Source organism: Pseudomonas sp. fls2-241-R2A-110 (assembly GCF_030209165.1).
In the GTDB taxonomy this organism is placed as follows: Bacteria; Pseudomonadota; Gammaproteobacteria; order Pseudomonadales; family Pseudomonadaceae; genus Aquipseudomonas.
This window is the reverse complement of the sequence record NZ_JARVSN010000021.1, coordinates 46,052-65,508: the sequence shown is the minus strand read 5'-3', so window position 1 is coordinate 65,508 and position 19,457 is coordinate 46,052. Positions and strand designations below refer to the sequence as shown.

Below are 19,457 nucleotides of genomic sequence, written 5' to 3'. Positions count from 1 at the left end.
TCTCAAGGACACTTCGCCACCCCCGGCGGGCTTCGTTGTAGCCGCGTTCGAACCTCGAGCGGCCCATGCCCTTTGAGATTTGTCCCAATGGTCCCTAAAAACCTGCACGACTCATCGCTCACACAATCACCCGACACCGCGCAAACCCTGATGGCGCTGATGCATGCCCAGGGCGAAGTCGCCCGACTGAGCGAGCGCGAACAGCTGTTCAGCTCACTGCTGGTGAGCGTCAACGCGGTGCTTTGGGCCTTCAATTGGGAAACTCGCCAGGTGCTCTATGTCAGCCCGGCCTATGAGCGCCTTTTCGGCCGTTCCGCTGGCCTGTTGCTGTCCGATTACAACCAATGGCGAGACAGTATTTACCCCGATGATCTTGAGTACGCCGAGCGCAGCCTGGCCGAAGTGCTGGAGAAAGGGGCTGTTGAAGACCGCGAGTACCGCATCATTGCCGCCGACGGCCAGGTGCGCTGGATCAGCGACAAGTGCTTCATCAATCGCCAGGCCGAACCGGGCCAACCGGTGATCATCGTCGGCATCGCCGAGGACATCACCGAAAAGAAACGAATGGAGGCGGAATTGCAGCGACTGGCCACCACCGATGCGCTGACTGAAAGCAGCAACCGACGCCACTTCTTCGAATGCGCTCAGCGCGAGTTTGCGCAAGCGTGCAAGCAAGGCGCGCCGATGGCGTTCCTGCTGCTCGACATCGATGATTTCAAAGCAGTGAACGACACCTACGGCCATCAAACTGGCGACATCGTGCTGCAACGAATCGCCGAGAGTGGTCGCGCCGCATTACGCCGGGGAGATCTGTTCGGGCGAATCGGTGGGGAAGAGTTCGCCGCTGTCTTCCCAGGCTGCGCCCCCGACATGGCCATGCAAGTGGCCGAACGCCTGCAGCGGATGATTCAACAGTTGAGCTTCAGTCATGACGACAAGACGTTCGGTATCACCGTCAGCCAGGGCCTGACCAGCCTGACCGCGGAAGACCAAAGCCTGGACGGCCTTTACGCCCGTGCGGATGCCGCGATGTATGAAGCCAAGCGCCAGGGCAAGAACCGCATCATCTCAGGCTAATTCCAACCTCAGGCGAAACACAAAACCAATGTGGGAGCGAGCTTGCTCGCGATGAGGGAGTCATATCCAACATTGATGTTGGCTGATAGTCCGCTATCGCGAGCAAGCTCGCTCCCACAGGGTTTTGTGTAGTGCTTATTTGCGCAAGCGCATCAGCTCCGGCAGCCCGATCTTGAGCAGCCGCGCCGTTCGGCTCTTGGCCAAGGCCTCGATGCCCTCATGCTCAGTCAGACGCGCCAATTGCGCCGCCATGTTCATCACCAAGGCTTCGCGGGAGTAAACCCCGCCACCGAGCTGGTAGACCGCTGCAATCAGCTCTCGCAACTCCAGCGGCAGACGCCAGCGCGTGCGCAAGGCCGAACCGTACGCTGCGCCGAACTCGGCCAGGGCGTCTCCAACCTCCTCCCACTCATCCAGCTCACCGCCGGCCTGCTTCCATTCCTGCAAACACCTCAACAGCGCGAGATCGCCGAGGCAGTGCAATATGCCCGCGCAATAACAACGTTCCTGATCCAGATCCAGCAAGCGCGCCAGCGTCCGGGCGTACTCAGCGGTGTGCAGCGACAGGTCCCAATAACGCTCGGCATAGTCGGCCAGCAACGGATCGCTGAGCCGGGCGCTGCGTTTGAGCGCCAGCCCCAGTATCAGGTTCATGCTTTGCGCGGTGCCCAACCGGTGCAACGCCTGGCCCAAGGTCTGGACCGGATCGCCAAGGTGCTGCGCCGCGCTGTTGGCTGCCGCGATCAGCACAGCAGTGATCTGCGGGTCGGTACGGATTTCGCCTTCCAGGCGGTTGAGGTCCAGGCCGCCGGGATTGAGGCTGCGATCGACCGCCACCTGCACGTCGGTCATCAGCGGCGCACCCTCTGCCAGTTCACGACGACGCTCCAGGTACACCGACAAGGTCATGCCTGGCGCCAGCGTTTGCACCTCACAGGCCACCTGTTCTCCAGCATTCACCAGCAAATCCTGCAGGCGATGGGTCAGGCTTTCCATGTTCAGGGGTTTGGTCAGGTACGCCGCGGGCGCCAGGGGCAGTGCTTCACGCACGCTCGCGCTGTCGCTGCGACTGCTCATCAGAATGAAGGGCAGCGGCGGATTGCGCTTGCGCTGGCGCACGTTGCGCAAAACATTCAGGCCATCGATGCCAGGCAGCTCCCAATCGACGATCACCAGGTCGTAGGGATTGTCCGCCAGGAGGCGCAACGCTTCCTGGCCATCGGCGCACAGGTCCAACCGTGCGTCGCAGCGCACATTCAACAACACGTGCTTGAGCAGGTCGCGAGACCAGGGATCGGCCTCGGCAATCAGCACACGCGGTACAGCCGGTAAAACCACAGCGGTCATCTGCACGCTCCCTTTGCGATGCTTGTACCTTAGTCGAAGCGGGTCATTGAAACGAGGCATCTATTTTGAAGGACAAAAAAACCCGCCGAAGCGGGTTTTTTGTCGATCAGCTCACATTTTCATGCAAGCACTTTAGATCAAAGCTCCGAGAAGCACTCTTCAATGATGGCCAGACCTTTGTCCAATTGCTCGTCCGGCGAAGTCAGCGGTACCAGGACGCGCAGAACGTTGCCGTAAGTGCCGCAGGACAGCAGGATCAGACCCTTGTCACGCGCCTTGGCGACAACAGCGGCTACCGCTGGAGCGTTCGGCTTGTGGCTGTCGCCGTCAACAAACAGCTCGACCGCGATCATCGCGCCCAGGGCACGGACTTCACCGATCACCGGGTACTTGGCCTGAATGGCTTTGAGGCCAGTCACCAGACGCTCGCCAACAGCCTTGCAGCGGTCCAGCAGGTGCTCTTCTTCGAACACTTCCATCACGGCCAGGGCCGCGGCGCAAGCAATCGGGCTACCGGCGTAGGTGCCGCCCAAGCCGCCTGGAGCAATGGCGTCCATGTATTCGGCTTTACCGCACACACCGGCCAACGGGAAGCCGCCAGCGATGGATTTGGCGAAGGTGGTCAGGTCGGCAGCAACGCCCATCTGTTCCATGGCGAAGAAAGTGCCGGTACGGCCAGCGCCGGTCTGAACTTCGTCAGCGATCAACAGGATGCCGTGCTGGTCGCACAGGGCGCGCAGACGCTTCATGAACTCTTTAGGAGCGACGTAGAAACCACCTTCGCCCTGAACTGGCTCGATGATGATGGCAGCGATGTCACGCGGCTCGGCGTCGTTCTTGAAGATGCGTTCGATGCTGGCGATCGAATCGTCGATGCTCACACCGTGCAGCTCGTTCGGGTACAGCGCGCGGAAGATGCCGCCTGGCATCAGGCCCATGCCGGCCGAGTAAGGCACGACTTTACCGGTCAGGCCCAGAGTCATCATGGTGCGACCGTGGTAAGCGCCGGTGAACGCGATCACGCCGGCACGGCCAGTGGCGGCACGAGCGATCTTCACGGCGTTTTCAACGGCTTCGGAACCGGTGGTCACCAGCAGGGTTTTCTTGGCGAAATCACCTGGCACCTTGGCGTTGATTTTTTCGCACACTTCTACGTACGGTTCGTAAGCCAGTACCTGGAAGCAAGTGTGGGTCAGCTTGTTCAGCTGCTCGGTCACGGCGGCGATGATTTTCGGGTGCACGTGGCCGGTGTTCAGCACAGCGATACCGCCGGCGAAGTCGATGAACTCGCGACCTTCAACGTCGGTCACGGTGGCGTTCTTCGCGGACTCGGCGAAGATCGGGTGAATCTGGCCAACACCGCGTGGTACAGCGGCTTCGCGGCGTTTCATCAGGGATGCGTTAGTCTTGCTCATAAAGTCCTCATTCACCGCTCATCGGGCGGCGTGGTTCAAGGAAAATGCGGCGGGGAGGCAACTACGGCAGCATGCGATGATCGACTGCCATAGCGTTCCCGGCCACAGAGAAAATTCCATTTGAAGCACGCAAAGGGACAGCGCTCTCGTGCCCTTTGCGTTTAAAGCAATGCCTTGCCGGGTTCTTGTCTTGCGAGCTTAGATGCCCAGGCAGAGGTATTTGATTTCCAGGTAATCTTCGATGCCGTACTTGGAGCCTTCACGGCCCAGGCCCGACGCCTTGATGCCGCCGAACGGCGCGACTTCGTTGGAGATCAACCCGGTGTTGACGCCGACCATGCCGTATTCCAGGGCTTCAGCCACACGGAACACACGGCCCAGGTCGCGAGCATAGAAGTACGACGCCAGACCGAACTCGGTGTCGTTGGACATCGCGATCACTTCGGCTTCGTCTTTGAAGCGGAACAGCGGCGCCAATGGACCGAAGGTTTCTTCCTTGGCCACGGCTGCGTTCTTCGGCACGTTGGTCAGGATGGTCGGTTCGAAGAAGTTGCCTTCCATGACCTTGCCACCGGCCAGCACGGTTGCGCCTTTGCTGATCGCGTCAGCAATGTGCTCTTGAACCTTGGCCACGGCTTTTTCGTCGATCAGCGGGCCAGTGGTGGTGCCTTCTTCCAGACCGTTACCGATCTTGAGTTTGGCCACGGCCACTTTCAGCTTCTCGGCGAACGCGTCGTAGACCGAATCCTGAATGTACAGACGGTTGGCGCAGACGCAGGTCTGGCCGTTGTTGCGGTACTTGGAAATGATCGCGCCTTCGACGGCCTTATCCAGGTCCGCGTCGTCGAACACGATGAACGGCGCGTTGCCGCCCAGTTCCAGGGAAACCTTTTTGATGTCCTTGGCGCATTCAGCCATCAGCTGACGACCGATTTCGGTCGAGCCAGTGAAGGACAATTTACGCACGATCGGGTTGCTGGTCAGCTCGCTGCCGATGTCGCCGGCGCTGCCGGACACTACGCTGAACACACCATTCGGGATACCGGCACGCTGGGCCAGTTCAGCCAGGGCGAACGCGGAGAACGGGGTTTGCGAAGCAGGCTTGAGCACCATGGTGCAACCGGCGGCCAGAGCCGGGCCGGCTTTACGGGTGATCATTGCAGCCGGGAAGTTCCACGGGGTGATTGCAGCGGTCACGCCGATTGGCTGCTTGATCACGATCAAGCGCTTGTCTGGCTGGTGACCCGGAATCACATCACCGTAGACGCGCTTGGCTTCTTCGGCGAACCACTCGATAAAGGAAGCGGCGTAAACGATCTCGCCCTTGGCTTCGGCCAATGGCTTGCCTTGTTCCATGGTCATCAGACGAGCGAGGTCGTCCTGGTTTTCGATGATCAGTTCGAACCAGCGACGCAGCTTGTTCGCACGGTCCTTGGCGGTCAGTGCACGCCAGGCCGGCAGCGCTTTGTCAGCGGCTTCGATTGCACGGCGGGTTTCGGCAGCGCCCATTTTCGGCACAGTGCCCAGAATTTCGCCCGTTGCCGGGTTGTTGACCTTGATCGTCTGACCATTGTCCGCATCGACCCAAGCGCCATCGATAAAGGCTTGCTGGCGGAACAACTGGGTGTCTTTAAGCTGCATGTCGGCTTTCCTTAACAGCACCGCGACCAGCGCGGAGCGAATTATGATTGTAGAAAGGCGCCTCAAAGGCTGCCGTCAGGGAAATCATTCACCGGGCTGAAGCACATAAATAGCGCACTGATTGAAACTCGTGCGGTTCAGCACCCAGACAAGAGCGTTTGAAATCTCAAACGAATCCTAGGATCAAAGGGGGTAAAGGACAATAGCCTGTTCGAAAAAAAGAACGAAAACGCCGCATTTGCCCAATTTTTCTGATCAACGTAGCAAACGGTTGTTACGGTTGCGAAAACCACAGTCGATTCAGCAGCATGGACGCCCGCAGTGCATATGAGTATCATGGCGCCCGCTTGCACCAGTAGCTCAGCTGGATAGAGTACTGCCCTCCGAAGGCAGGGGTCGTGGGTTCGAATCCCGCCTGGTGCACCATACGTCGTAAATGAAAAAGCCTCAGATCTTAGGGTCTGGGGCTTTTTTATGGGTGTTGTCTCTGAACAGGGCAACTGGATTTGGGTCCAGTTCTGGTTTATTCCGTCGTCCAATCAAACTCGTCGTACTCATCATCCTCTTCGTCCTCGACCTCTTCCTCATCAAGGACGTCTTCCTCAAGCTCCTCCTTTTCCTGCTGAGCAAGAAGAAACTCCTTACGACTCTCGGTAATTGCCCGCCTCATATCCTCCCCTTTCACAGGGCAGTTGAGCATTTGGGCGATGCGATCGATTTTTTTCGCCACGGCTTCCTCCAACGCATCGGCTATGGCCCGATAGTGCGCGCTTTCGGGCCTTGTTGCCAAATGGACGACCGCTTTGCGTCTCAGTTTTTCTGCAATGCCTTGAGTCTGGCCGTGAGATTTTCCTTGGGAAAGCGTTTGTGCAATGTCGCCATCAGGTCAGTGGCCGCTTGAGTCTGACCCGCTTTTTGCAGGCGGATCACTTCCCTTAATTGATCGTCGATAAACTTTGCCGGCGCCATCACCGGGGGCTTGCTGACCTTTGCTTCGTCAGCCATTTCAGCGCTGATCGATTCGGTCTGCGCGGGGGCGGCAAAATCGGCCATTGGCGCGGCAGGCGCTGGCGCAGACATCGCGCCAGCGGGCGCCGCGAGCGAGCGCGCCACCTGCGCAGACTCCTTCTTGGTAACCGGGGCCGATGCTTTGGGTGCGGGTGCGAAGTCATAGCTTGGCGCTTGCTCTGGCGTGCGTTGCACCAGCGCTAGCATCAGTGCGACACCCACGAGGCTGGCGAACGCGACTTGCCAACGAGGTTTCTGGCAAGCCTTGACCCAGCGCTGCCACAGGCTCGGTTTCGGCGCAGGGGTTTCTCGGTGTGCGGCGGCCAGAATGAACGCATCAAGGTGCGCCGGAGGCTCATCGCGGCTGTGTTCACGAAAATGCTGCAGCACTTTGTCTTCCGGTGTTTTGCGGGCGTCAGTCATGTCAGTACCTCCTCGGCCAGCAGCCGACGCAGTTTTTGCTGGGCGTAGCGCAAGCGGCTTTTCACCGTTTCCAGCGGTGTTTCGGTGAGGGTGGCGATCTGGGGGAAATCGAGATCGCTGTGGGCGCGTAGCAGGAACACTTCGCGCTGGTCGGCGGGCAGGTTTTGCAGGGCGGCTTCAAGGCGCTGACTGTCGCGGCTCAAGCTCAACAGCTGCTCCGGATCGGTCGCCTCATAAATCACGGCGTGGGTCTGTTCGTCATAGCTGTCGTGCAAGGGGTTGTGAATGCCATGTTTGCGCCAGTGATCGATCAACCGATTGCGGGCAATCTGGTAGAGCCACGTACGAAAATTCGCCCGGCCCTGTGGCTGACTGGTGCTGCGGATCAGGCTCAGCCAGGTGTCCTGGTACACCTCTTCGGCCAGTTCGGGTTTACCGCTGAGGCCGAGAAGGAATCGATAAAGCCCCTGGCGGTGACGGGCGTACAAAATCTCGAACGCCGGCCCGTCGCCCGCACGATAGCGGGCCAGCAGTGATTCGTCGCTCGGTTCAAGCGCAGACATGTCAGTTGTAGCCTCCCTTCAGCGGCTCAATGTTGGAGGCCGTTGTGGTGCGCAGGCTTTGCGCCAACTCCACCAGTTGCACGAACTCCGCCCGCAGACCGAATCGGTCGTCACCCCGCGCACCGCGCGCCAGGGCTTCGGTGTCCTTCAGACTGAAATCACCGGTATAACGTCCATCCTTCAATTGTTGGGAAAACGCTGCCACGGCCGCCGCAAATCGCAGGTCATCACTGGCTTTTCCAACCGAATCACCCGCAATCGGCCGCTCGATCAAGCGACTATTCCCACCTTCCGGTAACTGATAACGCACGCGCAACATCGCCAACTCTCCAGCATTCCCGGAAACAACCGACTCCGACTGGCCATAGCGCAACGGCTCCAACCAGCCCTTTTCGCCCTTGGGTACGATTTCATACAGCGCGGTCACCGTGTGTCCTGCACCGATTTCGCCAGCATCAACCTTGTCGTTGCTGAAATCCTCACGCTTGAGCGTCCTATTCTCATACCCCAACAGCCGATACTCGCTGACCTGAGCCGGGTTGAATTCCACTTGCAGCTTCACGTTCTTCGCCACCACTGCGAGGGTTGATCCGAGTTGATCCACCAGCACTTTGCGCGCCTCGCGCAGGTTGTCGATGTAGGCGTAATTACCGTCGCCGGCGTCGGCCAGTTGCTCCATCAGGTGTTCATTGTAGTTATCCACACCAAAACCCAGCGTGGTCAGGGAAACACCGGTCTTGCGTTTATCCGTAGCCATTTGCTTGAGGCTGTCGAAGTCGCTGACGCCGACGTTGAAGTCACCGTCGGTGGCCAGCAGGATGCGGTTGATGCCCTTGGGAATGAAGGCCTGCTGCGCCATTTGATAGGCCAGCTCGATGCCTGAGGCGCCAGCGGTCGAGCCTCCAGCGGTCAATTGATCGATGGCGGTACGAATTTTCGCTTTCTCGCGGCCGGACGTTGGCTCCAGCACCACACGCGAATCACCGGCATAGACCACCAGCGAAACGCGGTCCTGCTCGCGCAGTTGATCGACCAGCAACTTCAGCGTGCTTTTGACCAGCGGCAAACCCTCGCGGCGGTCCATCGAGCCGGACACGTCCACCAGAAACACCAGGTTGGCCGGGGCCAGTTCCGCTACTGCGCGGTCTGACGCCTTGATGCCTATGCGCAACAACCGGGTATGCGGGTTCCACGGCGATGGCGCCAGCTCAGTGGTCACGCCAAAGGGCGAGCCGTCGGTGGGCAACGCGTAGTCGTAGGGAAAGTAATTGACCATTTCCTCGAGTCGTACCGCGCCTTCCGGTGGCAGGCGACCCTGATTCAGCAAGCGGCGGACATTGGCGTAAGCGCCGGTATCGACATCGGCGCTGAAGGTCGAGACCGGCGCTTCTGCGACGCTGTGAATGGGGTTATCCGCCAGCGCTTGATACTGCTCGCGCGGCTCATCGCGATATCCGGGCGCAGCCAACTCAGGCGCAAAACTCGCCATTGGTGCCGGGCGTACGCTGCGTTTAGCCATGGACGCATCCGCAGCAATGGGTTCGCTGCGCACTAATGCTTCAGTCGTCATCGCACCTTGAGCCGGCGGCGCCACTTCAGCGGATTCAGGCTTGGAGGAAACGCCGCAACCGCCAACGGACAGCAACAACCCGATGGCGAAACCCTGGGCGGCCGGGCGGAGGAAATGCAGAGGGAGGGACATGTGGGCTGACCTCAGGAGGAAATTGATCCATTCATCCTCTGAGACGGACAGCCCGACAGGTTCGGGTTAAACCGCAGTGAAAAGAATCTTCAGCGGTGATAACGCCGCACTACGCTGCTGTTTCTCAGCACATGGTCTTTGATCTTTTCCAGTAGCTGGGCGCGGGTAAGGCCAGCAGGCAAGGCGTCCGGTGCCAGGTCCAGGGCAAAAATCTGGATGACGTAGTGGTGCGCGCTATCGCCGATCGGCGGACAAGGACCGATATAACCCGTGGTGCCTTTGACGTTCAGGCCGCCGACGCCTTCCAGGGTGGATTTGGCGCCGACACCGGCCGGGATCTGGTGGGTAGTCGGTTTGATGCCGTAAAGCACCCAGTGATCGACACCTTGGCCTTTCGCACCGTCGGGGTCATGCATGACGATGGCGTAACTGAGCGTGCCCGCCGGGCCGGCGTTCCAGTTCAAGGCCGGTGACTGGTTGTGCCCACCACAATTGGGCGCGTCACTGGCGGCGGCCGAGGTAAACAGGCGGTCATCGGTGACGCCAGGGATGTTCAGGGTGAAACGTTCCTGGGCCTGCACAGGCAGTTGCACACATAGGGCGACGGCAACGGCCGCCAGCCAAGGGTTCAAAGAGGTCAATCGGGTCATTCCGGAGCACCTTGTGCGGATGGGGCCGTCGTCGGCTTGCGAACTATAGCTGTACCGTTCGTGCGGTGGCAGCAGGAATTGGCTGAACCTCTAAACAAGCGCCAAACTCAATAGGTGAAACGCCTGCCTGGAGACCGATCATGGCACTGCAACGCGTCGCCCGTTTCGCCGATGTGCCCGAAAATCGTGGCCTTGAAGTCCAGATCGGGCAAACCAAAATTGTATTGCTGCGGGTTGGCGATCAATTACGCGCATTCCAGGGCGAATGCCCACACGCCGGAGCGCCGCTGGCCGAGGGAGCGCTATGCCATGGGCGCCTGATTTGTCCGTGGCACAAGGCAGCGTATCGGATCGAAGACGGCGCGTTATGTGAGCCTCCGTCGCTGGACAGTCTCAAGCGTTATCCGCTTGAAGTGCGCGAAGGCGAGGTCTGGGTCGATGATCAGCCGATGAGCGACGCTCATACTCCGCCAGCGGACGATGAGCGAACGTTCGCCATCGTCGGTGCCGGCGCCGCAGGTACGGCGTGTGCGGCGGCCTTGCGTGAAAAGGGCTTCGGCGGTCGCATCGTCCTGATCGATCGGGAACCCGACGCCGGGTACGACCGCACGGTGTTGAGCAAATTCGTGATTGCCGGTGAGATGCCGCCGCAAGAAGTCCCGCCGCTGCGTGATGCGAGCTATTACCAAACGCAGCGCATTGAACAACTGCACGGTGAAGTGGCACGTCTGGATTGCGCCAACAAAACCTTGCACCTTGTTGACGGTCAAACGCTGAGCTACGACGCGGCATTGCTGGCAACCGGCGGTACGCCAAAACCACTGGCCGTGCCGGGCGCCGATCTGCCGCAAGTCTTCCTGCTGCGATCCAGGGATCAGGCCCAGCGAATTCTGGACGCGGCAAAACCCGGTCAGAAAGCGCTCATCATCGGCGACAGTTTTATTGCCATGGAATCCGCGTCAGCCCTGCGTGAATACGGGCTGGACGTCACGGTTTTGGCTCGCCATGCGGTGCCGTTCGCCAAGCAGTTCGGCGAATCAGTGGGCAAGGCGATTCGCGCCCGGCATCAGGCTCACGGCGTGGTGTTTCACACCGATGGCGAGGCCGTGCGCATCGAAGGAACGGACAAGGTCGAAGCGGTGCATCTGGACAACGGCCAACGATTGCCTGCGGACCTGGTGCTGGTCGGCATTGGCGTGACACCCGCGACGGAGGCGTTTGCCGATCTGCCCAAGGCAAAGGATCAGTCGCTGCAGGTCGATGGCGGCATGCGCGTGACTGATGGGCTCTGGGCCGTCGGTGATATCGCGACCTTCCCGCTCAATGGTCAGCCGCAACGGATCGAACACTGGCGCCTGGCCCAGCAACAGGCCCGCATCGCCGCGTCCAACATGCTGGGTGGCGACGAGCATTATCTGGATGTGCCGTATTTCTGGACCTGGCACTTCGGGAAAAACTACGACTACCTCGGCCACGCCGAATCCTGGGACGAGGTCGAGTTCAAGGGCGATCCCAACCATCCACCCTTTATCGGCCTGTTCAGCAAGAACGGCGTGGTGGCTGCCGCGGTGGCCTGCGATCGAGAGCGGGCGATGGCAATGCTGGCTGAACGCATGAAACAACCGTTGCCGGTGGATGAGGCCTGGCGGCTGATTCGGGACGAGGATTAGTCTTCAGACACCCGACAGCAAAACGCCCGTCGTCTGCATTTCGCAGAGGCCGGGCGTTTTGTTGAAGCGCGCGGTTTATTGAACCTGTGGCTCGCCGCCGATTTTGCTCATCACGAAGCTGACAAACTCTTCAAAGGTCATTTTCTGGCCATTGAATTCCACCTTGCTGTTGGCGTAGTGCAATTTGCTGACGATATTGTTGCCGTCCAGTTTGGCGAATTGCGTGCCGACCGCCATGCTGCTGAACATGTCCGAGGTCGCTGCTGCCTGGTCGGCAATCAGCTTGGCATCAGTCTGGCCGTCGATTTGCGACTGCACGGTGAGCAGGTCAACGAGCATGGGCTTGGACACTTGCACATTGACATCCAGCAACGCGATCAACTGTTGGATCAGTTGCTCCGACGGCAGGTCCATGGACTGTGGCTTGGTCAAGTCGAGCACCAGATTGGCGCGGCTTTCACCATTGGTGGATTTGAACGACAGATTCTCCAAAGCAACCTGCGGGCCAGCGGCGAGCAGTTTTTCCAGGCCGGTTTTGACCTGGGCGTTTTCTTCCGGCGTCAAGACCAGCTCTGGAGCCGGCTCGCCAGCGGCAGCGGCTTCGGCGGCAGCTTTCTCGTACGGCTGCAGTTTGGTCTGGTAGATCTGCATCAGCGACATGGTCGCCGGAATGTCGAGGTTCTTCAGGCTCATGGCCAACTGTGCAGAACCGAACGCCTTGCCGTTCAGGGACACTTCGTCAACCTTGTAATCGGCACGCCCCGAAGCGCTGGTGCCCGACTCTTCCGTCTGGTTTTTCATCTCGAATTTTTTCAAGCCCAGTACGGATTGCTTGGCGCCGAAGGTGGTTTTGCTGTCGGTCAGCTCCAGGGTGTTCTCGCCGGTGTAGTAACCGTAGGTGCTTTTGATCAGGTTGCTGGCCACGGTCAGACCGCTCAGTTCAACCTTCACCGGTGTCTGGTCTTCAGCCACGGTGGTCAGCGTCATGCTGTCCATGTAACCGTTAGCCTTGATCTTTTGAGCCTGGGCGCTGGCAGCGACGTCGAGGTTCAGGCCAGAAAACTTCAGGTTGGACTTGGCATCCAGCGCTACGTCCAGCGGCAGCAATTCAAGCGTGCCATTGGTGGAGTTGTCGTAGCCGATATTGACCAGGCCTTTGAGCGGCGACTGGTTCTTGGCCGCGGCAAACCATTTTTCCGTGGCAGCGGTTCTTTCAAGTTCGTAGTGACTGGTGGCCATGACCGGCAGCCATTTCAGCGACACCAAGCGCGAAAACGGCAGCGGGCCGTGTTCGATGTGATCCACGAAGAGCAATTCGACCGGGGTCTCACCGAACATTTCACCCTCACCTTTGAGGCGATAGTGCGCGGTGCTGCTGAACACATGACGCTCCAGCGAAACCAGCTCCAGCGAAGCCGTGCCATTGGACCCCACCAGCGCAGCGTTCAGCTCTTTGTTGGCGTCGGCGATCGAGGTGTTGAGCACGCCTTCGATTTTGGTGCCGGTGTACCAGGCACCACCGGCGCTGATTGCACCGATGGCAACGACGATTCCAAGAAGCACGCCTGCTGATTTATTCATGAATGACCCAGTCAATGTCCGTTGTTGAAAGTGTGTCGTCTTCCCTGAACCCATGTCGGGTTGCGGTCACGACTGCGTGAAAAGTGCGAAGCAGATTAGCATCAGGCGCGTTGGGCGACCCAATGATTAAAGGTTAAAGAGTGTCTATGGACCGCATGCGGGGGTTCAGAGTTTCGGCAGGCATTAAATCGCCATCGCGAGCAGGCTCGCTCCCACAGGAGACACGCGGTCAACTGTGGGAGCGAGCCTGCTCGCGATGGCGCCAATTCACACAACATCAATTCAAGAGTATTGGACCTCAATCTCATCCAACTGATGATCAAAACTTTTCAGTCGCGCCGTCCACGTGTACACCAGCACTTCAAAATCCCGATTGATCACCGCCCCGCCCGTGACTTCCGCGCGTGGATCGCAGAAGTCCAGCTGATAGCGTTCACGGGCCATGGCAGCCGCCACGTCGGAGAGTTCACGGGCATTATTGAGCCAGTGCCTGCCGTCGTCAGAAATTTGCTTGTCCAGTTCCAGGCATTGTTTTTTCAAGGTCTCGAGGCTTTTTTCCAGCGGCGTGCCGGTGAGCTCACCCATGACTTCCTGGAACGTGCGCCCCGGTTGCCAGTAGCTGCCCCAGAAATACCGGTCAAACACCGTTTCGACCCGACGCAAAGCCACCTTGGTGTCCCAGATCAGCACCAGCGTCTTGCCTTGTTCGAGTTGTCTTTTTTTGATGCGCTGGCCCTGGACAGAGGCCCAGGCCACCACGACGATTGCCATCGCGGCAATCAGCGCGGATGCGCTGTCGAGAAACACCAGAGCCTTGTCGATCTGGTGGGACAGCATGACGCCGTAAAAATAGGTGGCCGACAGCAAAACCAATGCCGTGATAGCGCACCAGAAGCCGGGAGCATAAGGGTTTTTCATTATTAGATCCCCATGACCAACGCGAGCCTTGATCGATGAAGTCGACGCGCGACTTCATCATTTCAAAGCATAGCAACGGCCTCAGGGTTTGCTGGTGTTCGTGCCTTGCGTTCGTCCGCTTTCCCAACCGCCGCCCAAAGCGAGGAACAAATCGATCTGGCTCATCGCAACTTGCGTGTTGGCGGAAGCCAGTTGCGCCCGCACATCGGTGTAGGTGCGAGTCGCTTGCAGATCGGCCAGAAACGACGCGCGGCCGGCCTGGAAGAAGCGGTGGGTCTGGTCGGCGGCCAGTTGCGCCGATTGTTCGGCGTCGGCCAACGCATCGCGACGTTGCAACAGCGCGGAATACTGCGCCAGGCTGGTCTGGGCCTCGCGGATGGCGTTGAGCACCACGCCGTCGAAATGCGCCAGCGTGCCCTGGGTCGTCGCTTCCGCCTCGCGGATTCGCGCCCGGGAGCCGTTGGACGGCACGGTCCAGCTCAGCAACGGCCCGAAGCCCCAGCGATTGGTCGACGGTTTGCCGAGGTTCTCCAGAATGCCGACGGTTCCGACGGTCGCACCGATGCTGATGTCGGGGTACAACTCGCCCGTGGCGATACCGATGCCGGCGGTCGCGGCGGCCAGTCGACGTTCGGCTTGACGCACATCAGGGCGGCGTTTGAGCAAGGTGGCACCGTCACCGACCGGCAACAATTGGGTAATTTTCGGCAATTCGGCGCAGGTGGCGGTGCCCGCGGGCAATTGATCGACCGGCTTGGCCAAGAGCATCGACAAGCGGAACAACCCGGCCTGACGCGCGGCCTCATAACGCGGCATGTCGGCGCGCAAGGATTTGAATTGGGTTTGCGAGCGAGTGACCTGGGTTTCATCGCCGCGCCCGGCATCACGCAGACGCTGGATCAGCGTCGTGCCCTGGGCTTGCAGGTCGAGGGAATGCTGGGCAATTTCCCGCTCTTCGTTGGCCGCACACACCTGAGTGTAGGCCCGGACCACATCGGCGACCAACGTAATGCGTGCCGTATCGGCGGCCGCTTGTGTCGCATCGGCATTGGCCTTGGCGGCTTCGATACCGCGTTGCAACGTGCCAAACAGGTCGAATTGATATGAGGTGGTAATGCCGATATCGCCGACGTTGGCCACCGGCACTTTCTCCGGTAGCAAGAACGCTTCGCCAGACTCCTGCAGACGCTGGGCGCCCATTTTTACACCACCGCTCCAGCCACCGGCCGCTTGCGCCTCATCGACTTGAGCGCGAGCCCGGGAAAGGCTCGCCGCCGCCACGCGTAGATCAGTGTTGGTGGCCATCGCCTGCTGGACCAATTGGTCCAGGCGCGGGTCCTGATACAAGCGCCACCAATCGGCGGGCACCGGTGCGGAAACGACATTTTTGCCGTCCACCGCCAGGTTGCCCTGCAGATCTTCGCGGTGGATGGCGGCCTCGTCCGGCAAATGATAATCCGGCCCGACCACCTGACAGGCCGACAGCAACAAACCTAATCCGGCGACCGCCAAACCCGAGGCCCTGCTCATTTCGCGGGCTCCTGCGACTGGTCATCCATGATCGATACGGTGGCGGTCCGGCCGGCGATCATGCGGAAATCCGCCGGCACGTCGTCGAAGGCGATACGCACCGGAATCCGCTGGGCCAGTCGCACCCAACTGAAGGCCGGATTGACGTTGGGCAGCAGGTTGCTGCCGCTGCTGCGGTCACGGTCCTCGATGCCGGCGACGATGCTTTCCACATGGCCGCGCAGGCGTGCGCGGTCGCCGATCACTCGAATGTCCACACCCTGGCCAACATGAATGCCGTCCAGTTTGGTTTCTTCGAAATAGCCGTCGATGTGGAACGAATTGCTGTCCACCACCGACAACACCGGGCGCCCGGCCGTGACGAACTCCTGTGCGCGCGGCGCACGGTCGTTGACGTAACCGTCCACCGGGCTGCGGATGGTCGAGCGGTCGAGGTTGAGCTGGGCGCTGTCCACGGCCACCTGGGCTTCCATCAACGCCACTTCGGCGCGGGCCACTCGCGACTGGCTCTCTTCCAGTTGCTCGCCGGGCACCAGATTGCCCAAGCCACGGTTACGCTTGGCTTCGCGTTGCGCTTGGGCCAGGGTTTCCTGACGGTCGGCCACGGCGGCCTTGGCTTGGCGCAACGCCAGTTTGAAACGGTCCTGATCGATGCTGAACAGCACCTGGCCGCGCTTCACCAGTTGGTTGTCGCGCACCTCCACTTGCTGGATCAGGCCGGATACGTCCGGCGCGATCTGCACGATGTCGGCACGGATGTGCCCGTCCCGCGTCCACGGGGCGAACATGTAATACATCACCATGCGCCAGACCACGACGACGGCGAAGCTCACGATCAGCAGGGTCAGGACTACGCGACCCAGGGTCAAAAAAGGTTTTTTCATGTCATCAGGTATCGACTGAGTGAGTCCACCGCGCCGAGCAGCAAGGCGTAGAGAGCCACGTTGAACAATGCCCGGTGCCAGACCAGACGGTAAAAGTGCAGGCGCGTCAGCAACCCGTGCACCAACAGGAACAACACATACGTAATGCCCATCAGCACCAGCAGCGTGGGCAGGAAGACCCCGCTGATATCCAGGTCACCGATCATAAAGGCGCTCCATCAATGCCATGGGGAAGCGGTTCTTCGAGTTCACCGGCGCTGACGAATTCAACACCGGGCAGCAAGGCCAGACGCAAACCGCTCAACGCGTGCAGCAAGTGCAGGCGCGCGCCGTCATCGCAGTCGGTATTGAGCGCGCGGCGGGCGCGGTCGAGGGTCATCAGCAGCGGGCTCGGGGCCGGCAATCGCTCGCCAGCCTTCAAACACGCCTTGAAGTACTCGCCGACCTCGGCCACCACTTGATGCAGCAACGCTTGCGGCGCGCCGACCACGCGCGGCGTGTAAGCGAGCAAGTCGAGCACGTTCAAGGCCACGCGCACTTCCCGCAGCGCAATACCCGTGTCTTGCCCGGTCATCGCCAAGCGAGGCAGATGCTGCATCAGCCGATCGAGCATCTGCACGCCAAGGTGCCGGTGTTCGGCTAGCGACGCCGGTTCGCTGAGGCTGACGATGTCGCGCCAGCTGAAACGCGTCAGGCGCTTGGCCGCCAGTTCCGCCCCGAACGGCCGGGCGATCAGGGTCCAGACGAACGCGAACAGCAAGCCGACCGGGCCGGCCAGGTTGGAGTTGGCGAAGCTGAGGAAATCTGCGTCGTAGGCACCTTGAATACTGATGAAGGACGACGTGTTGACGAGGGTCAGCAGCATGCCCAGATAGAACTGCGGCTTGACCGTCAGCGTGCCGATGCAAATGAACGGCACCGAAAATGCCAGCACCAGCATCGGGAAGTCGTGCAGGTTGGGCAGGACCAGAAACAGATACAGGCTGGCGAACAGCACCGACATCGCGGTCCAGAAAAAGAATCGGAAAATCTGCGGCGCCGGGTCGTCCATAGAAGCGAAGAAGCTGCACGCCACCGCCGCCAGAATCACCGCTGCACCACCGTCGGTCCAACCGAGCAGAATCCACAGCACCGAGGCGACGATGATCGCCGTCACCGTGGACGCCGCCGAATAGAGCATCAGCCCACGGTCGAGAAATGGCGACAGGCGACCCAGGCGCCAATGCCGATACACCGCTCGCCAGCTGTCCTGGCTTTCGCACTGAATCGCCTGTTGCAGGCTGCGGCAGTCTTGCCACACGTCGATCCACTCGCCGAGGCGATACAACGCGTTGGAAAACAGCAGCTGCTTGCGATCATCCAACGCTTCGGCGGACGGTTGCAGCGCCTCGAGTCGGTCTTTCAGCGCCTGCCAACGGCCGATGTCCGCATCCTTGTGATCGAGCCATTCGGTGGTCGCGGTGAGGACCGGCGCGAACTTATCCACAAGCTCGGGTGTACGTCGTTCGAGCGCATACAACGCGTCATCAAGGGCATCGATCACGGGCAGCAAGTGAATCATTCGCCCGCGCAGTTCCTTGGTATTGCGCACCGTCTGCGGCCGCGCGCCCTCGTGGGGCAACTGACCGATCATCAATTCCAGGCTGTTGAAGGTCGCGACCATCGCCGAGCGCAAGGCGCTGACTTCGTCCGGTTGTACGTTGCGGCTGAGGAAACGCAGGCTGTAAGTCGAGGCGTCGGTGAACCACTTGCTCACCGAATCGTTGAACACCGGCGCCAGCCGTCGAGGCCAGAACATCGCGCCGACCACCGCCGCCACCGCGATGCCGAGGAAAATTTCTTCGGTTCGCGCTTCAGCCACATCCCACACCGCCAACGGGTTATCCACCACCGGCAAGGCAATCAACGGCAAGGTGTAGCCGGCGAGCATCAGCGCATAACTGTTGGCCGTACGCAGATGCAGGGACAGGAACAGCAACGTCCCGGTCCACAGCGCGATCACCACCACCAGCACATAGGGGCTCTGGACGAACATCGGCACAAAAAAAACCGCAGCCGCCGCACCGAGAAAGGTGCCGACGGCGCGGTATAGCGCCTTGGAACTGGTAGGACCGACGAACGGGCTGGAAACGATGTACACGGTCGCCATCGCCCAATACGGACGCGGCATTTGCATGAGCATGGCGATGTACAGCGCGATCATCGACGCCGCGAACGTGCGCACCCCGTAGAACCAGTCCCGCGCTGGAGGAACGCCAGTGAAAAATCCGCTCAAGGGTTGGCCACCGACGGCGCATTGGCCGCTTCAAACGCTTTCAATACCCGCAGCGTAGCCTCCAGATCACTCTGGTCGATCCCTTCAAGCACTTCATGGCGCAGGCGTACCAGCTCCACTTCAACCGCTTGCACCAAGTCCCGGCCGGTTTGCGTCAGGCTCAGGCACTTGGCGCGCCGGTCATGGGCGTCTTCGGTGCGACAGACATAGCCGGCGTGACACAACTGATCGAGCAGACGCACCAGCGACGGACTCTCCATCCCCGCCGCTTGCGCCACCGTCACCTGCCGAACGCCCTCGCCCAAACGCCCAATCATCAGCAACGGGACGGCGCAGGCTTCGGAAATTCCATAGTTGACCAGCGTGGTCTGGCAGATCTTTCGCCAATGCCTGGCGGCCACCACCATGGAGCTGCTGATGTTCATCTGGAGAGCGTCGAGGGTTTTCGGCACGAGGAGAAACACACTGTTAGTTTGCTAACTATCAATATCGCATTGGAGGGGAAAGTTGGTCAAGTTTTGAAACAAATTGGTGGCCATGGCTCATGACTAGCTTCGGCAGGAATCGCAGCAGCATTCGAAACTGCGTAACGATTTCTACCGGACTGAAACTCACTCAATGACTAAAACTCCTGCAGCAGTGTTTGAAAACACCCTGGATTCTGCGGAATCAAAGGAATACCGCACTTTCCTGCGAAGGAAAGTGGACTCAGCACGGCTATCAAAACGTCAAGGCCAATACTTCGGTCATGACGAGATCGAAACAGAGTTTGT

General features: G+C 60.0%; 17 protein-coding genes and 1 tRNA gene. 3 read left to right on the top strand and 15 right to left on the bottom strand.

What is annotated here, in order from left to right; all coding sequences use genetic code 11:
- Nucleotides 1–87: 87 nt before the first annotated feature.
- Nucleotides 88–1,077: a GGDEF domain-containing protein gene (locus QRN31_RS17275; RefSeq protein WP_285433335.1), complete on the top strand. Its 990-nt coding sequence runs from the start codon at nucleotides 88–90 to the stop codon at nucleotides 1,075–1,077.
- Nucleotides 1,078–1,212: 135 nt separating this feature from the next.
- Here QRN31_RS17275 and QRN31_RS17270 read toward each other — a convergent pair whose 3' ends face one another.
- The 3 genes from QRN31_RS17270 to gabD all read right to left on the bottom strand — a co-directional run bounded on the left by QRN31_RS17270 (nucleotide 1,213) and on the right by gabD (nucleotide 5,480).
- Nucleotides 1,213–2,424: a response regulator gene (locus QRN31_RS17270; RefSeq protein ID WP_285433334.1), complete on the bottom strand. Its 1,212-nt coding sequence runs from the start codon at nucleotides 2,422–2,424 to the stop codon at nucleotides 1,213–1,215.
- A gap of 137 nt (nucleotides 2,425–2,561) precedes the next feature.
- Nucleotides 2,562–3,839 carry a 4-aminobutyrate--2-oxoglutarate transaminase gene (gabT, locus tag QRN31_RS17265; RefSeq protein WP_090177104.1) on the bottom strand — a complete coding sequence of 426 codons (1,278 nt, stop codon included), beginning with the start codon at nucleotides 3,837–3,839 and terminating at the stop codon, nucleotides 2,562–2,564.
- 198 nt (nucleotides 3,840–4,037) lie between these two features.
- Nucleotides 4,038–5,480, bottom strand: coding sequence for an NADP-dependent succinate-semialdehyde dehydrogenase (gene gabD / locus QRN31_RS17260; protein ID WP_285433333.1), 1,443 nt, complete (start codon nucleotides 5,478–5,480; stop codon nucleotides 4,038–4,040).
- Nucleotides 5,481–5,829: 349 nt separating this feature from the next.
- Between gabD and QRN31_RS17255 the strand changes: the two genes are divergently transcribed.
- Nucleotides 5,830–5,906 (top strand) — tRNA-Arg (locus QRN31_RS17255).
- A gap of 97 nt (nucleotides 5,907–6,003) precedes the next feature.
- Here QRN31_RS17255 and QRN31_RS17250 read toward each other — a convergent pair.
- The 5 genes from QRN31_RS17250 to QRN31_RS17230 all read right to left on the bottom strand — a co-directional run bounded on the left by QRN31_RS17250 (nucleotide 6,004) and on the right by QRN31_RS17230 (nucleotide 9,826).
- Entirely contained in the window at nucleotides 6,004–6,270 is a 267-nt protein-coding gene (locus QRN31_RS17250; RefSeq protein ID WP_285433332.1) for a hypothetical protein, read from the bottom strand.
- 20 nt (nucleotides 6,271–6,290) lie between these two features.
- Entirely contained in the window at nucleotides 6,291–6,911 is a 621-nt protein-coding gene (locus QRN31_RS17245) for a hypothetical protein (RefSeq protein WP_285433331.1), read from the bottom strand.
- Nucleotides 6,908–7,474 (bottom strand): RNA polymerase sigma factor, encoded by a 567-nt coding sequence (locus tag QRN31_RS17240; protein WP_285433330.1) that lies wholly within the window; start codon nucleotides 7,472–7,474, stop codon nucleotides 6,908–6,910. The genes QRN31_RS17245 and QRN31_RS17240 overlap by 4 nt, the downstream gene beginning before the upstream one ends.
- Before the next feature lies 1 nt (nucleotide 7,475).
- Complete coding sequence (locus QRN31_RS17235; protein WP_285433329.1) at nucleotides 7,476–9,176, bottom strand: vWA domain-containing protein; 1,701 nt, start codon at nucleotides 9,174–9,176, stop codon at nucleotides 7,476–7,478.
- A gap of 89 nt (nucleotides 9,177–9,265) precedes the next feature.
- Nucleotides 9,266–9,826, bottom strand: coding sequence for a YbhB/YbcL family Raf kinase inhibitor-like protein (locus QRN31_RS17230; RefSeq protein WP_285433328.1), 561 nt, complete (start codon nucleotides 9,824–9,826; stop codon nucleotides 9,266–9,268).
- Between the two features lie 140 nt (nucleotides 9,827–9,966).
- On the opposite strand from QRN31_RS17230, the gene QRN31_RS17225 reads away from it, so the two are divergent.
- Entirely contained in the window at nucleotides 9,967–11,496 is a 1,530-nt protein-coding gene (locus tag QRN31_RS17225; RefSeq protein ID WP_285433327.1) for an FAD-dependent oxidoreductase, read from the top strand.
- A gap of 75 nt (nucleotides 11,497–11,571) precedes the next feature.
- Here the strand turns inward: QRN31_RS17225 and QRN31_RS17220 are convergent, their stop codons facing one another.
- From QRN31_RS17220 to QRN31_RS17190, 7 genes are all read right to left on the bottom strand, one after another.
- The gene (locus tag QRN31_RS17220) at nucleotides 11,572–13,077 is read right to left on the bottom strand and encodes a YdgA family protein (protein ID WP_285433326.1); all 1,506 of its coding nucleotides are present in this window, start codon (nucleotides 13,075–13,077) and stop codon (nucleotides 11,572–11,574) included.
- Between the two features lie 282 nt (nucleotides 13,078–13,359).
- Nucleotides 13,360–13,995, bottom strand: coding sequence for an NADH:ubiquinone oxidoreductase subunit N (locus QRN31_RS17215; protein ID WP_285433325.1), 636 nt, complete (start codon nucleotides 13,993–13,995; stop codon nucleotides 13,360–13,362).
- Nucleotides 13,996–14,076: 81 nt separating this feature from the next.
- The gene (locus QRN31_RS17210) at nucleotides 14,077–15,525 is read right to left on the bottom strand and encodes an efflux transporter outer membrane subunit (RefSeq protein ID WP_285433324.1); all 1,449 of its coding nucleotides are present in this window, start codon (nucleotides 15,523–15,525) and stop codon (nucleotides 14,077–14,079) included.
- Nucleotides 15,522–16,409, bottom strand: a complete 888-nt coding sequence (locus tag QRN31_RS17205) for an efflux RND transporter periplasmic adaptor subunit (RefSeq protein ID WP_285433323.1) — start codon at nucleotides 16,407–16,409, stop codon at nucleotides 15,522–15,524. The genes QRN31_RS17210 and QRN31_RS17205 overlap by 4 nt, the downstream gene beginning before the upstream one ends.
- Entirely contained in the window at nucleotides 16,406–16,615 is a 210-nt protein-coding gene (locus QRN31_RS17200; protein WP_008148151.1) for a DUF1656 domain-containing protein, read from the bottom strand. Before QRN31_RS17200 ends, QRN31_RS17205 begins: the two co-directional genes overlap by 4 nt.
- Nucleotides 16,612–18,684 carry an FUSC family protein gene (locus tag QRN31_RS17195; protein ID WP_285433322.1) on the bottom strand — a complete coding sequence of 691 codons (2,073 nt, stop codon included), beginning with the start codon at nucleotides 18,682–18,684 and terminating at the stop codon, nucleotides 16,612–16,614. Before QRN31_RS17195 ends, QRN31_RS17200 begins: the two co-directional genes overlap by 4 nt.
- Nucleotides 18,681–19,109, bottom strand: coding sequence for a MarR family winged helix-turn-helix transcriptional regulator (locus tag QRN31_RS17190; protein WP_285433321.1), 429 nt, complete (start codon nucleotides 19,107–19,109; stop codon nucleotides 18,681–18,683). Before QRN31_RS17190 ends, QRN31_RS17195 begins: the two co-directional genes overlap by 4 nt.
- Nucleotides 19,110–19,457 lie beyond the last annotated feature (348 nt).